This window comes from Arthrobacter sp. BF1, assembly GCF_056680215.1.
In genome coordinates, this window is sequence record NZ_CM155271.1 from 2,963,906 (window position 1) to 2,976,993 (window position 13,088).

Annotated in this window: 12 protein-coding genes; 5 read left to right on the top strand and 7 right to left on the bottom strand. The window is 68.1% G+C overall.

The window, feature by feature from the left end; genetic code table 11:
* Window positions 1-185 precede the first annotated feature (185 nt).
* A complete protein-coding gene (locus AC1MCD_RS13850; RefSeq protein WP_498672791.1) occupies window positions 186-1,337 on the top strand; it encodes a glutamate--cysteine ligase in 1,152 nt (383 codons plus the stop codon).
* A gap of 120 nt (window positions 1,338-1,457) precedes the next feature.
* On the opposite strand, the gene tsaD is transcribed toward AC1MCD_RS13850, so the two are convergent.
* From tsaD to AC1MCD_RS13880, 6 genes are all read right to left on the bottom strand, one after another.
* Complete coding sequence (gene tsaD, locus AC1MCD_RS13855; protein WP_498672793.1) at window positions 1,458-2,600, bottom strand: tRNA (adenosine(37)-N6)-threonylcarbamoyltransferase complex transferase subunit TsaD; 1,143 nt, start codon at window positions 2,598-2,600, stop codon at window positions 1,458-1,460.
* Window positions 2,597-3,100 carry a ribosomal protein S18-alanine N-acetyltransferase gene (gene rimI, locus AC1MCD_RS13860; protein WP_498678351.1) on the bottom strand — a complete coding sequence of 168 codons (504 nt, stop codon included), beginning with the start codon at window positions 3,098-3,100 and terminating at the stop codon, window positions 2,597-2,599. Before rimI ends, tsaD begins: the two co-directional genes overlap by 4 nt.
* A 68-nt stretch (window positions 3,101-3,168) precedes the next feature.
* Entirely contained in the window at window positions 3,169-3,840 is a 672-nt protein-coding gene (gene tsaB / locus AC1MCD_RS13865; RefSeq protein WP_498672794.1) for a tRNA (adenosine(37)-N6)-threonylcarbamoyltransferase complex dimerization subunit type 1 TsaB, read from the bottom strand.
* Window positions 3,840-4,436, bottom strand: a complete 597-nt coding sequence (gene tsaE / locus AC1MCD_RS13870) for a tRNA (adenosine(37)-N6)-threonylcarbamoyltransferase complex ATPase subunit type 1 TsaE (RefSeq protein ID WP_498672796.1) — start codon at window positions 4,434-4,436, stop codon at window positions 3,840-3,842. The genes tsaB and tsaE overlap by 1 nt, the downstream gene beginning before the upstream one ends.
* Window positions 4,433-5,668, bottom strand: coding sequence for an alanine racemase (gene alr / locus AC1MCD_RS13875; protein WP_498672798.1), 1,236 nt, complete (start codon window positions 5,666-5,668; stop codon window positions 4,433-4,435). The genes tsaE and alr overlap by 4 nt, the downstream gene beginning before the upstream one ends.
* Before the next feature lie 118 nt (window positions 5,669-5,786).
* On the bottom strand, window positions 5,787-6,878 hold the full coding sequence (locus tag AC1MCD_RS13880; RefSeq protein ID WP_498672800.1) for a PfkB family carbohydrate kinase: 1,092 nt from the start codon (window positions 6,876-6,878) through the stop codon (window positions 5,787-5,789).
* A gap of 71 nt (window positions 6,879-6,949) precedes the next feature.
* Here AC1MCD_RS13880 and AC1MCD_RS13885 point away from each other — a divergent pair, with 71 nt between their 5' ends.
* The 4 genes from AC1MCD_RS13885 to AC1MCD_RS13900 all read left to right on the top strand — a co-directional run bounded on the left by AC1MCD_RS13885 (window position 6,950) and on the right by AC1MCD_RS13900 (window position 11,795).
* A complete protein-coding gene (locus tag AC1MCD_RS13885; RefSeq protein ID WP_498672802.1) occupies window positions 6,950-8,440 on the top strand; it encodes a family 4 glycosyl hydrolase in 1,491 nt (496 codons plus the stop codon).
* Window positions 8,441-8,501: 61 nt separating this feature from the next.
* Entirely contained in the window at window positions 8,502-9,794 is a 1,293-nt protein-coding gene (mshA, locus tag AC1MCD_RS13890; protein WP_498672805.1) for a D-inositol-3-phosphate glycosyltransferase, read from the top strand.
* Window positions 9,795-9,803: 9 nt separating this feature from the next.
* Window positions 9,804-11,486: a formate--tetrahydrofolate ligase gene (locus AC1MCD_RS13895; protein WP_498672807.1), complete on the top strand. Its 1,683-nt coding sequence runs from the start codon at window positions 9,804-9,806 to the stop codon at window positions 11,484-11,486.
* A gap of 75 nt (window positions 11,487-11,561) precedes the next feature.
* Entirely contained in the window at window positions 11,562-11,795 is a 234-nt protein-coding gene (locus AC1MCD_RS13900) for a MerR family transcriptional regulator (protein WP_498672808.1), read from the top strand.
* 108 nt (window positions 11,796-11,903) lie between these two features.
* On the opposite strand, the gene AC1MCD_RS13905 is transcribed toward AC1MCD_RS13900, so the two are convergent.
* Entirely contained in the window at window positions 11,904-12,989 is a 1,086-nt protein-coding gene (locus AC1MCD_RS13905; protein WP_498672810.1) for an inositol-3-phosphate synthase, read from the bottom strand.
* Window positions 12,990-13,088 lie beyond the last annotated feature (99 nt).

A 13,088-nucleotide genomic window follows, 5' to 3' on the forward strand; every position in this document is an offset into this window, starting at 1 on the left:
CGCTGTTGCCGGGACAGCGGTGCAGGCAGCCATCGCGGTTGCGGCGGCCGCAACGGCGAGGAAGAGGGTAGTTTTGTGAAAACTGTCACGGGTCCGTACGAACAAAGCCATTAAGTCGATGCTACCCCTGCACTAGACTTGGACGCGGCGCGCGGCCACGGACAACCGAACAGTTAGGAACGCATTTGAAGATTGATTTCGCTTCATCGAAGCAATCAACTCTTGGTGTGGAATGGGAGCTGGCCCTGGTGAACGGCCAGACCGGCGAACTGGCATCGGTGGCCAACGAGGTGCTGCGCGGCGTGGCAGCCAAACACCCCGAACTCAACGAAGATGACGAGCATCCCCACATCAAGCAGGAACTCCTGCTGAACACGGTGGAACTCGTCACCGGGATCTGCGAGACGGCCGGCGAGGCCAAGGAAGATCTCAGCAGGTCGCTGGCCGCTGTCCGCGAAATCACCGATCCCATGGGCGTGGAGGTCTTCTGCGCCGGCAGCCACCCGTTCAGCCCGCCGCAGCTGCAGCCGGTGACGGACAAGGCCCGCTACGCAAAGCTGATTGACCGCACGCAGTGGTGGGGCCGGCAGATGGTCATTTACGGTGTCCATGTGCACGTGGGCCTGGACCGGCGCGAAAAAGCCCTTCCGGTGCTGGACGGCCTGGTCAACTACTTCCCGCACTTCCAGGCGCTCTCGGCGTCGAGCCCGTACTGGGGCGGTGAGGACACCGGCTACGCCTCGCAGCGTGCTCTGATGTTCCAGCAGCTCCCGACGGCCGGCCTGCCCTTCCAGTTCCGCTCCTGGGAAGAATACGAATCCTACGTCCAGGACATGTTCACCACCGGCGTGATCGACACCCTGTCCGAGATCCGCTGGGACATCCGGCCCGTCCCCAACCTGGGCACCATCGAGATGCGCATCTGCGACGGGCTGGCCACCCTGGAGGAAGTGGGCGCCATCGCGGCCCTCACCCAGTGTCTGGTGGACGAATTCTCCACCACGCTGGACAACGGCGGGACCATCCCCACCATGCCGCCGTGGCACATCCAGGAGAACAAGTGGCGGGCCGCCCGCTACGGCATGGAAGCCATCATCATCCTCGATGCCGCCGGCAACGAGCAACTGGTTACCGACCACCTGATGGAAACCCTGAACCGGCTGGAGCCGGTTGCCGCTAAACTCGGCTGCACGGACGAGCTGGCCGACGTCGAAAAGATCATCCGCCGCGGCGCCGGCTACCAGCGCCAACGCCGCGTCGCCGCCGAGCATGGCGGGGACCTGCGGGCCGTGGTGCTGGACCTCGTGAAGCAGATGCGGAACGGCCCGACGGGGTAGTTTCCCGCTCGAAACGGGGCACTTCAACACGAACACGCCAGCCGCCGTCGTGATTTACGACGACGACGCCCCCAAAGTGCCCCGCGACGGTTCGCAGGCTGTTCGCGAGTCCGGCCTGACTCAGGCGGGGAGCGAAACCGCCGTGACGGGCATCGAGGAGTCAGGGGCAAAGCGGATGCCGCTCGGCCCGATCCCTGCCATCACCAGCTGCGCGCCCAGGGCCGCCACCATGGCGCCGTTGTCCGTGCACAGGTCCAGCGGCGGCACGTGGAGTTTGATTCCGGCCGAGGCACAGCGCTGTCCGGTGAGCTCCCGCAGCCTCGAGTTGGCCGCCACTCCCCCGCCCAGCAGGACGTCCTTGATGCCGTGCTCACGGCAGGCCAGCACGGCCTTGGACGTAATCACATCCACCACCGCCTCCTGGAAGGCCGCGGCGATGTCGGCCACCGGCACCTCCTCACCACGGGCCTCGAACTGCTCAACGCAACGCGCGACGGCGGTCTTCAGTCCGCTGAAGGACCAGTCATAACGGTGCGGGCCGGGTTCCTCCGCGGTGCCCATGTACTTCGGCTGGCTGAGCCCCCGCGGGAACCTGATGGCCTTCGCGTTGCCGGTGCGGGCCAGCCTGTCGATGGCCGGGCCGCCGGGGTAGCCCAGGCCCAGGATGCGGGCCACTTTGTCGTAGGCTTCGCCGGCGGCGTCGTCGATCGTGGAGCCGAGGAGCTGAACGTCGCTGGTGATGCTGTTAATCTTCAGGATCTCGGTGTGGCCGCCGGAGACCAGCAGGGCACCGAGGTTCTCGGGCAGGCGCGGTGCATCCGCGGCGCCTGCCGGCACAGAAGCCGGCGACCCGCCGTCGTGCTTTGCACCGCGGTTTGGGTTACCTTCCAGCAGCCCGACGCCCACGTGCGCCACCAGGTGGTTGATGGCGTAGAGCGGTTTGCCGGTGGCGAGGGCTAGGGCCTTGGCCGCGCACACCCCGACCATGAGTGCGCCGGCGAGCCCGGGGCCGGAGGTGACCGCGATGGCGTCCACATCCTCCAGCTTCACGTCGGCGTCTGCCAGTGCCTGGCGCAGGGTGGGGACAAAGGCGTCAAGGTGCGCGCGGGAGGCGATCTCGGGGATCACCCCGCCGAAGCGCACGTGCTCGTCCATCGAGGAGGACACAGTGTTGGTGAGGAGCGTGGTGCCGCGGACGATGCCCACGCCGGTTTCGTCGCAGGAGGATTCGATGCCCAGCACCAGGGGCTGCGAGCGGTTCATGCCTGTCCTGCTTCCGTTGTCGGGCCGCCGGCTGCGGGGTCGGCGGGTAGCACAGCGCCGGGGGTGGCGCCCTCTGGCACCAGCTGCAGCCGCATGATGAGGGCGTCGACCCCGTCGCGGTAATACTTGCGGCGCACGTGGATCTGTTCGAAGCCGAACCGCACGTACAGCTGCTGCGCCCGCGGGTTGTCCTCTCGGACCTCCAGCAGGACATCAGCCGCGCGGCGGCGCCGTGCCTCGTCGATCAGCCGGGTCAGGAGAGCCGAGCCGATCCCCCGGCCTTCGAATTCAGGCACAACGGCGATGGTCTGGACGTCCGCGATCGGCTCGATGCACATCAGGCCGGCGTAGCCCACAATCTCGCCGCCGCTCTCGGCCACCGTGTAACGGCGCGTTTCCGGCTGGGACAGTTCCGCCAGGAACATCTCCAGCGGCCACGCATCCGCGGGGAACAGCCGCTGTTCGAGGGCGTTGACTGCGGGTACGTCCTCGAGCGCCATGTCGCGGAAGACCACGCCGTCGGCGCTCGGACGGTCGGTACTGGAACGGCCGGGGCTGGCGGGTGTGCTCACAGCGCCCGCTTCCGCGGCCCGGGGACCTGGGCGTCGGATTCCCGCAGGTACAGGGGCGTGGAGTCGAGCAGTTGCGCGCCGGAAGCGAGCCGGGCCAGGGCGAACTGGCCCAAATACAGGGCGTCCGGCTGCTCCTGGCTGAAGCCTGGGTCAGCGCGCAGGACGTCGCTGTAGAGTCCGGCGCCGGCCCCGTAGGCCGGGAGGTCCGGCAGGTCCGCGGCGAAGCTGACGTGGGGGCCGTCCTCCAACTGCGGCAACTGGCCCTCGGCCAGGCTGTACCGGGCCCAGTAGACCTCTTTGCGGCGGGCGTCGGTGACCACGAGGAACTCTGACGCCGCATCGGTGGACTCGGCCACTTCCAGGGCGACGGCGTCGAGGCTCATCAGGCCGTACAAGGGCTTGTCCCAGACGAAGGCGAGGGTTCGCGCGGTCGCGATCCCCGAGCGCAGGCCGGTGAACGGGCCGGGACCAACGCCCGTGACGATCGCGTCAATGTCCTGGCCGCTGACTCCGGCGGAAGAAAGCAGGTCCTCGATGCCGGGGGCCAGTACTTCGGCGTGGCTGCGGGTGTCCTCCGTGGCGAAGCTGGCCACTTCGCCTTCGAGGGCGTCGTCCGAGACCAGGGCGGCGCTGGCCACGGCGGAGGTGTCGATGGCAAGAATGAGCATCAGAGTGTCCCTTCGAAGGCGCAACCGAGGACTGGCTTGGTGCTCCAGCGGGGCCCAAAGCCGCGCATCACGATGGTGCGGGGCTCGTCGTCGTCCTCGGTGTCAAAGTCCAGGATGTCAGTGTGGCCGGGGATCGGTTCCGAGGCACCCACGGCGTCCAGCCCGATGGCGCGGTGCAGGTCCACTTCGAGTCGGCTTTCGCTCAGGTGCTCCACCCGGCCGCGCCCCCACTCCACCACTGTCACGGACGAGTCCAGTGTGTTTTCCAGGTCAATGTCGTCAATTTCCGACGCCGACCCCAGCCGGTACGCGTCAACGTGCACCAGGTCGGGGCCGCCGGGCCGCGGGCCGTCAGGCAGGTTGGGATGGATCCGCACCAGGACAAACGTGGGCGAGATGATGCCTGCGCGCACGCCCAGGCCCTCACCGAGTCCCTGTGTGAACGTGGTCTTCCCGGCACCCAACTCGCCGGTCAGCACCAGCAGGTCCCCCGCCTGCAGCACCTCCCCCAAAGCGGCGCCGAGCGCGTGGGTCTGGTCCGCCGTCGTGACCCTGAGCGTCTGTTCCCACGCGGGCAACTGGGTCGGCACGCTCACGGAGTGACCTTTTCAGCAGACTGCGGAGCAGGAGAATGCCCGACGGCGGGACTTTCGTTAATGAACCGGCGCGGCACCCGGGGGCTGATCCGGGTGACAATCTCGTAGTTGTTCGTCCTCGCGGCGGCTGCCCAGTCGTCTGCCGTGGGCCCGCCGTCGTCCCCGTTTCCGAACAGCACCGCCTCGGCACCGAAGAGGTCAGCACCGGCGGCGCCGATGTTGCCGACGTCGATGACCATCTGATCCATGGCGATCCGACCCACCACGGGGTACGTCCGGCCTGCCACCCGGACGGGGCCGCCGGTGGCGATGCGGGGAATGCCGTCGGCGTAGCCGAGCGGGATCAGTGCGAGGCTGCTGGGGCCGCTGGTGCGGTAGCGCAGGCCGTAGGACACGCCCTGCCCATCGGGGACGTCCTTGCACTGGGACACGAGGGTGCGGAGCGTCATGGCGGGACGGAGGCCCAGCTCAGCGGAGGTCTGGCCTTCAAACGGCGAGAGGCCGTAGATGCCGAGGCCCACGCGCACCATGTCGAAGTGTGTGTCCGGGCGGGACAGCGTGGCCGGGGTGTTGGCCAGGTGGCGGACCTCCGGGTCCACGCCGGCGTCCTCAGCCACAGCCAGCACCTCGCGGAAGACGGCCAACTGCTCGTCGGTTTCCGGCCGTTCGGGCTCGTCAGCCACGGACAGGTGCGAAAAGATGCCCACTACGCGCAGGAGGCCCTGGTCCTGGTACTCCATGGCCGCACCCACCAACTGGTCCCAGGATTCGAGCGTTGCACCGTTCCGGCCCAGGCCCGTGTCCACTTTCAGGTGGATCCGTGCTGGGCGCTCCTGGTCACGCGCGGCAGCCACAATGCGTTCCAGCTCCCAGCCGGAGCAGCCGATGTCGACGCCGGCAGCCACCGCCGCGGCGAAGTTGCTTTCGATGGTGTGCAGCCAGGCCAGCAGGGGCGCGTCGATGCCCGCCGCCCGCAGTGCCAGGGCCTCGGAGATGTGCGCGACACCCAGCCAGGAGGCTCCGGCTTCGAGGGCGGCCCGGGCCACCGGGACCGCACCGTGCCCGTAGGCGTCGGCCTTCACCACGGCCATGACCTTGGCGGGTGAAGCCGCGCCGGCGAGCCGGCGGACGTTGTGGCGGATGGCATCCAGGTCGATCACGGCGGACCGCTCGTACAGAGGATCCGTTCGTGAGGACGCGCTGGAGTCACCGGTTTCTGCGGGGTAAGTCACCCTAGTGATTCTAGTGCTGGCTGTCAGGGCCGGATAATCGCAGCACCGCCGCAGCACTGAAGCAGCGCCGGTTAGGCGCCGCAGGGGCACCCGCGGGGCGCCGCACCGCCGTCGGGCTTTACGCGTCCGAGAGGTGCGCGATGGTGGCGGCGGCCCGGCGCTGTGCCGCCACCGGGACGTCGCTGACAATGTCCGCGAGGAAGCTGAAGCGGCGGAGCCACTGGCTGCTCTGGCGTTCCGGCCGGGCGTTGGCGCGCTTCCACCAGTCGGCGATATCGCCCCAGCCGGGCGCCGCCAGCGAGCCGCCCACTTCCTGTACCGCCAGGGACGCGCAAAGGTTGGCGAACCGGAGCCGGTTCCCCAGCGGCCAGCCCGCGAGGCTGCCCACGATGAAGGCCGCGTCGAAGCAGTCACCGGCGCCCGTGGGATCGAAGGCCGTGACCGGCAGCGACGGCACCCACTCCTCCTCGCCCGTTTCGGAGTCCACCGCCATGGCACCCTGCGCGCCGAGTGTCACCACGGCCACCGGCACGCGGTCGGCCAGGGCGTACAGCGCCGACCACGGGTTGTCCTTCCCGGTGAACGCCATGGCCTCGCGCTGGTTGGGCAGGAACGCGTGGAAGTACTGCAGGTTCTCCAGCCGGACCGGCGCCCATTCCCCGCTGGGATCCCAGCCCACGTCCCCGAACAGTTTGACCCCGGCCTGGTGCGCAGCCTGGGCCCACGGTTCAATCTCGACGCCGAGTTCGGCGATGCCCGCGAGCGCCGCCGGCGGTGACCCGATCAGTTCGGACGCCGTCACGGGAGCAGGGTGGCCGTGCGTCACCAGGGAACGGTCGTGCTGGACGCTGAGCGAAACCGTGACCGGCGAATGCCACCCCTGAACGCGGCGCGACAAACTGAGGTCCACGTGTTCCTGGCCGGCGAGGATCTTCCAGTTGTAGTCGCCGTAACCGTCGTCACCGAAAGCGGCAGCGAGCCCGGTCTTCAGGCCCAGCCTGGCCGCGGCAATGGCCTGGTTCGCCACGCCGCCGGGGCAGCTGCCCATTCCTTCGCTCCAGATTTCGGTGCCGGGCTCGGGCGCGTGCGGCAGGCCGGTGAAGATGATGTCCTGGAAAACGGTGCCGGCCAGGATGAGGTCGAACCCGCCGTCGGCCTGCGTACGGACGGACGAAAGCGGATCAAAACGGCGGTCCGGGATGGCGTCCATGTCCGGCAGACTACGCCCTGCCGCCGCGCCGCGATAGGGGCGGGCCCGCGGCGCGGCCTACACTGCTGACTATGCGGCTCATGATTGCCGGCGGCGGCGGGTTCCGCGTGCCTCTTGTGTACCGGGCCTTGGTTTCGGGCCCCTTCGCCGGGCTGGTCAGCGAACTGGTGCTGTTCGACGTCGACCCCGCCCGGCTGAGTGCCATCGCCGCGGTCCTGCGGGCCATGCCAACGCCCGCCGGCGGGGCTACTTCAGGCAGGGAGGCTCCCGACGGCGGCGCTCGCCTCAGCGCGCGGCCGCCCGCCGTCCGTACCACCACGTCCCTGCCGGACGCCCTGCGCGGGACGGACCTCGTGTTCGCGGCCATCCGCCCCGGCGGCACGGCGGGCCGGGTCGCCGACGAACGTGTGGCCCAGGACCTCGGCCTGCTTGGCCAGGAAACCACCGGCGCCGGCGGCATCTCCTACGCCCTGCGGACCATCCCGGAAATGCTGCACCTGGCACGGCAAATGCGGGAACACTGCCCGGACGCCTGGCTGATCAACTTCACCAACCCGGCGGGCATGGTCACGGAGGCTCTGGTGCCCGTCCTCGGCCGCAAGGTCATCGGGATCTGCGATTCCGCGGGCGGGCTGGTTCACCGTGCGGCCCGCGCAGCCGGCCTGTCCCTGCGCGATGGAAGGCTCGACGGCGTGGGCTACTACGGGTTGAACCATCTCGGCTGGCTTTACCGGCTGGAGTCCGGCGGCCGTGATCTGCTGCCCGGGTTGCTGTCCGACCCGGCGGCCCTTGCATCCTTTGAGGAAGGCCGGCTCTTCCCTCAACCCTTCCTCGCGGAGCTCGGGGCGCTGCCCAATGAATACCTTTATTACTACTACCAGCGGGACGGTGCGGCTGCGGCCATGCGGGCCATGGCCGTCACCCGCGGCGAGTCCATCCACCACCAGCAGGCCGAGCTGTACCCGCGGCTCGCTTCTTCCGGACCTGACGCTTACCGGTTGTGGGACGCCGCCCGCCGCTCCCGCGAGGAAGGCTACCTCGCCGAGGCCCGGACCCACGGGGAGCAGCGCGACGAGGCCGATCTCGCCGGCGGCGGCTACGAACGGGTCGCCCTTGCCGTGATGCGTGCACTGGCCGGCGGTTCACCCGGAACTTCCCCGGGCGCCCAACCCGGCGAGCGCGACACCCAACTCATCCTCAACACCCCGAACACCCTTCCGCCCGGCCCCGCCGGGGCAAGTCCGGCGGGAGAAGCCTCACCTAGGCCGGCCATTCCGGGACTGCCCGCGGACGCCGTCGTCGAGGTCCCCTGCACGGTGACGCCCGATGGCGCGGTGCCGCTTCCCCAGGAAGCGCCGGGCCCGGAGGAACTTGCCTTGCTGCGCCGGGTCAAGGAGGTGGAGCAGCTCACCGTCCGCGCTGCGACGCACGGCGACCGGGCTGCCGCCGGCGAAGCATTCAGCCGGCATCCGCTGGTGGACTCGGCCCAACTCGGGGCGGCGCTGCTGACCGGGTATGAGCGCGACTTCCCCGCGCTGGGTGCACTCTGGCGGCAGGAGTAGTGTTTTACCGAGTGAACAACAGCCGGGCCAGGAGCCGCGCCGGCGGCGGGAAGGAGGGGCCATGACACCGATCCGCAGGGTCGCGCTTCTCTCCCTCCACACCTCCCCCATGGAGCAGCCGGGCTCCGGTGACGCCGGCGGAATGAACGTCTACATCCGCGAACTGGCGTCCGCAATGGCCGAATCCGGCGTCGAAGTGGAGATCTTCACGCGCTCCACCTCAGCCAAACAGGCCGCCGTCGAACACCCCGACCCGGGTGTGTGCGTCCACAACGTGCTCGCCGGGCCGCCGCGGAAAATCCCCAAGGAAGAACTGCCCGCGCTGCTGCACAGCATGGTGGCCGAAATCGAGCAGATCCGCCAGCGCCAGCCGCACGGCCGTTATGACGTCATCCATTCGCACTACTGGGTGTCCGGGATCGCCGGCCTGGAACTCGCCGAACTCTGGGGTGTGCCGCTGGTCCACACCATGCACACCATGGCCAAGGTCAAGAACCTCCTGCTGGAGTCAGGCGAACAGCCCGAGCCGCGGCGCCGAGAAGAAGGCGAACACCTGATCGTCGACGGCGCCACACGCCTGATCGCCAACACCAGCGCCGAAGCCACGGAACTGGTCTCGCACTACGGTGCCGATCCCGACCGGATCGATGTGGCCCCGCCGGGCGTGGACCTCAGCACCTTCACGCCCGCCTTCCGCGCGCGGTCCCGGGCGGAGCGCGGCGTCCCGCCGGAGACCTTCCATCTGGTCTTCGCCGGCCGCATCCAGCGGCTGAAAGGCCCGCAGGTCCTGATCAAGGCCGCGGCGCTGCTGCGCACCCGGCGTCCGGAGATCGACCTCCGGCTCACCATCCTTGGGGCGTTGAGCGGCAACAAGGACTTCAACCTCCGGCAGCTGATCGCCGAGTCTGAAATGGACGACGTCGTGACGCACCTTCCGCCTGTCACCGCGGCCGAGCTGGCGTCCTGGTTCAGGGCTGCCGACGTTGTGGTCATGCCTTCCTACAGCGAGTCATTCGGGCTGGTGGCCATTGAAGCGCAGGCGTGCGGAACCCCCGTGGTGGGCACGCGGGTAGGTGGCCTGTCGCGGGCCATCCAGCATGGCCGGACCGGGCTCCTGGTGGATGGCCACCACGCCAAGGACTGGGCTGACGCTCTCGAAGCCATGTACGACGATCCGGACACGCGCGCCGACATGGGGCGCGCGGCCTCCATCCGGGCGGAGAACCTGGGGTGGAACCGCACCGTCGCCATCACGCTGGAGACGTACCACGCCGCGGTCGAAGAAAAACTGGCCGGACGGCCGGCCCCGGCGGTTTCACCGATTGCGGCGGCCGCGGCTGTCGCTGCGACCTAAGGAGCTGGAATGACTGGCCTGATTCCCCTGAGCGACCTCGAAATCGCGAGGCAGGCCGTCATCCGGCCGATCGAGGAAATTGCGGCCGAAGCGGGTATTAACGCCGCAGCTGTGGAACTGTATGGCCGGTACAAAGCCAAGGTTGATCCGTCCCGGCTGACGGCCCCTGAGCCCTTCGGGCGGGTGGTTCTCGTGTCCGCCATGTCGCCCACTCCGGCCGGGGAGGGGAAGTCCACCACCACGGTGGGGCTTGCAGATTCGCTGGCACGGGCGGGACACAAGGTGATGATCGCGCTGCGGGAACCGTCGCTCGGTCCGGTGCTGGGCATGAAGGGCGGGGCTACCGGTGGCGGCTATTCCCAGGTGCTGCCCATGGACGAGATCAACCTGCACTTCACGGGCGACTTCCACGCCGTGACCTCAGCGAACAACGCCCTGATGGCCCTCGTGGACAACCACATCTACCAGGGCAACGAGCTGAACATCGACCCGCGCCGGATGACCTTCAAGCGGGTTCTGGACATGAACGACCGCTCACTCCGCGAGGTGATCATCGGGCTCGGCGGCCCCACCCAGGGTGTGCCGCGCCAGGACGGCTTCGACATCACGGTGGCCTCGGAGATCATGGCCGTCTTCTGCCTGGCCACGGATCTGGCCGACCTGCGCGAGCGGCTGGGCCGGATTACCTTTGGCTACACCTACGCCCGGGTTCCGGTCACAGTTGCGGACCTCGGCGTCCAGGGCGCGCTGACCCTGCTCCTCAAGGAAGCCATCAAGCCGAACCTCGTCCAGACCATCGCCGGCACGCCTGCCCTGGTTCACGGCGGCCCCTTCGCCAACATCGCACACGGCTGCAATTCGCTGATCGCCACCCAGACGGCCCGGCGTCTCGCCGACATTGTGGTCACGGAAGCCGGCTTCGGTGCCGACCTGGGTGCGGAGAAGTACATGGACATCAAGGCGCGGATTGCTGACGTGGCGCCGTCCGCCGTCGTGGTGGTGGCAACTGTCCGCGCGCTCAAGATGCACGGCGGCGTACCCAAGGACCGGCTCACCGAACCCAACCTCGAGGCGCTGCAGGCCGGCGTCGCCAATCTCCGGCGGCACGTGCACAACGTGGAGAAGTTCGGTGTGGTGCCGGTGGTGGCCATCAACAGGTTCTCGTCCGATACTGCGGAGGAACTCGACTGGCTGCTGGAGTGGTGCGCCGCGGAAGGCGTACAGGCCGCGGTTGCCGATGTGTGGGGGCGGGGCGGCGGTGGCGACGGCGGGGACGAACTGGCCGCGAAGGTGGCCGCTGCGGTTGCGGCGCCCAACAGCTTCCGGCACCTGTACCCGCTGGACCTGCCTGTGGAGGAAAAGATCCGGACCATCGCGCAGGAGATTTACGGTGCCGACGGCGTGGACTTCTCCGTCCCGGCCCTCAAGCGGCTGGCGGACATCGAAAAGAACGGCTGGTCCGGACTGCCCGTCTGCATGGCCAAGACCCAGTACTCCTTCACCGACGACGCCTCCCGGCTCGGCGCACCGAAGGGCTTCACCATCCACGTCCGCGACCTCATCCCCAAGACCGGTGCCGGCTTCATCGTGGCCCTCACCGGCGCGGTCATGACCATGCCGGGCCTCCCCGCCGCCCCCGCCGCCATGCGCATGGACGTGGACGACGCCGGCAACCCCGTGGGCCTCACCTAACCCGGACGCTCTCTCACTTAATGTGGGTTTTCCGGCGATCGTCTCTCACTTAATGTGGGTTTTCGGGAAACCCTTTTGCACTTCCCCCTCGAACTGATCCAGGCACTCCGGCGGATCGTCGGCCGGAACATCGGGCAGATCCGCCTCCTCGTGAAAATGGCCGACGACGGCGTGCCCCGCCTTGATCTCCTCGCCGCGGTTCAGCGCGTGGTTCTGAGGCTTGAAAACTACGCGACAACGATCGGCGGGGACCCCGCAGCGGCGACTGACGCCGTCGTGCGTCTCCGCGGATGGCGCTTAAAGCCGTGACGCTCCCCCACCAGAGTGAGAGAGCGTCACGTCAAACCCCACATTAAGTGAGAGAGGATCTCCAAAAAACCCACATTAAGTGAGAGAGCGTCCGGGGGAGGCGGCGGGTTAGCGCTCCAGGTCGCCGCGGATGAAGGCCTCGACCTTGTCACGGGCGAGGTCGTCGTTGAACTGCTCCGGCGGGGACTTCATGAAGTAGCTGGAGGCGGAGAGCAGCGGGCCGCCGATGCCGCGGTCCAAGCCGATCTTGGCGGCGCGGATGGCGTCGATGATCACGCCGGCGGAGTTGGGTGAGTCCCAGACTTCCAGCTTGTATTCGAGGGACACCGGGGCGTCGCCGAAGTTGCGCCCTTCGAGGCGGACGAAGGCCCACTTGCGGTCATCGAGCCACTGGACGTAGTCGGACGGGCCGATGTGGACGTCCTTGGCAGCCAGTTCGGCTTCGACGTTGGAGGTGACGGCCTGGGTCTTGGAGATCTTCTTGGACTCGAGGCGGTCGCGCTCCAGCATGTTCTTGAAGTCCATGTTGCCGCCGACGTTCAGCTGGTAGGTGCGGTCCAGCGTGACGCCGCGGTCTTCGAAAAGCTTGGCCATCACGCGGTGCGTGATGGTGGCACCGATCTGGCTCTTGATGTCGTCGCCCACGATCGGGACGCCGGCAGCGGTGAACTTGTCGGCCCATTCCTTGGTACCGGCAATGAAGACAGGCAGGGCGTTGACGAAGGCCACGCCGGCGTCAATGGCAGCCTGCGCGTAGAAGTGGGCAGCATCCTCGGAACCAACCGGAAGGTAGCAGACCATAACGTCGGCCTTGGCTTCGCGCAGCGCTGCGACGATGTCAACGGGCTCTTCGGTGGACTGCTCGATGGTCTCGAGGTAGTACTTGCCGAGTCCGTCCAGGGTGGGGCCGCGCTGGACGGTCACGCCGGTGGGGGGAACTTCGGCGATCTTGATGGTGTTGTTTTCGCTGGCCAGGATGGCGTCGGCGAGGTCAACGCCCACCTTCTTGCCGTCCACATCAAACGCGGCAACAAACTGGACGTCGTTGACGTGGTACTTGCCGAACTCAACATGCATCAGCCCCGGGATCGTGGCCTGGGGGTCGGCGTCGCGGTAGTACTGCACACCCTGGACGAGCGAGGCGGCGCAGTTACCTACACCAACAATGGCAACACGAATCGGATTTGCAGACACGGAACTCCTTTGAAGACAACCTCAGCCGCCAGGACGGTCAACACCGGAAACTACGACGGCGGCGCGCTGGCAGTGCGCCAATCGGCGCTTTATCATCTT

Excerpts from the sequence above, each read along its gene's own strand:
- mshA (WP_498672805.1), top strand. The coding sequence starts at position 8,502 with ATGACACCGATCCGCAGGGTCGCGCTTCTCTCCCTCCACACCTCCCCC.
- AC1MCD_RS13895 (WP_498672807.1), top strand. The coding sequence starts at position 9,804 with ATGACTGGCCTGATTCCCCTGAGCGACCTCGAAATCGCGAGGCAGGCC.
- AC1MCD_RS13885 (WP_498672802.1), top strand. The coding sequence starts at position 6,950 with ATGCGGCTCATGATTGCCGGCGGCGGCGGGTTCCGCGTGCCTCTTGTG.
- rimI (WP_498678351.1), bottom strand. The coding sequence starts at position 3,100 with ATGGCGCTCGAGGACGTACCCGCAGTCAACGCCCTCGAACAGCGGCTG.
- tsaB (WP_498672794.1), bottom strand. The coding sequence starts at position 3,840 with ATGCTCATTCTTGCCATCGACACCTCCGCCGTGGCCAGCGCCGCCCTG.
- tsaD (WP_498672793.1), bottom strand. The coding sequence starts at position 2,600 with ATGAACCGCTCGCAGCCCCTGGTGCTGGGCATCGAATCCTCCTGCGAC.
- AC1MCD_RS13880 (WP_498672800.1), bottom strand. The coding sequence starts at position 6,878 with ATGGACGCCATCCCGGACCGCCGTTTTGATCCGCTTTCGTCCGTCCGT.